The sequence below is a fragment of the Halorubrum sp. SP9 genome (assembly GCF_005435015.1).
GTDB classification, from domain to species: Archaea; Halobacteriota; Halobacteria; order Halobacteriales; family Haloferacaceae; genus Halorubrum; species Halorubrum sodomense.
The window spans coordinates 1-464 of record NZ_SGXU01000367.1 but is presented as its reverse complement, the minus strand read 5'-3'; the positions used below and the strand labels follow the sequence as shown (position 1 = coordinate 464).

Sequence of the window (464 nt, the reverse complement as noted above, 5' to 3'; positions counted from 1 at the left end):
ACGACGCGGCTCAAATTACTCAAATGGAAGTCACCCGCAGATGTTCTGGAAGAGGGTGGTTTCAAAAAGACGATCGAAACGGTCGCAGACGGCCTCATCCACCTCCAAGAAGCCAACCAGCAAATTCGCTCGAAGCTTACCGGCCTTCGTGAAGACGTCGCACTGGTCGTCGACACGGACGTTCGAACCGACGAAGTCGCCGAACTACTCACTACGTTTGCTGACGAGCTGACCGAGCGAATCGAGGCGACCGATGACCGCATCTCAACCGTTAAATCACAAGACGACGGTATCGAGGGCGTTATCGACCGGACGAACGATACACAGGAGTGGGTCGAAGAGGTGATAGATGTCTGGAACCGGCGTCTTTCGACGCTACAACAGCTTGACGCGGTACTAACAATCGGGAACCATCGGTTCAACTGGGTTGACGAGGACGCTCAATCTGCCATCGAATCTCGCTC

General features: G+C 54.5%; 1 pseudogene. It reads left to right on the top strand.

What is annotated here, in order from left to right:
• Window positions 1-464, top strand: a pseudogene (locus tag EXE45_RS17900) (hypothetical protein); the annotation flags it as partial.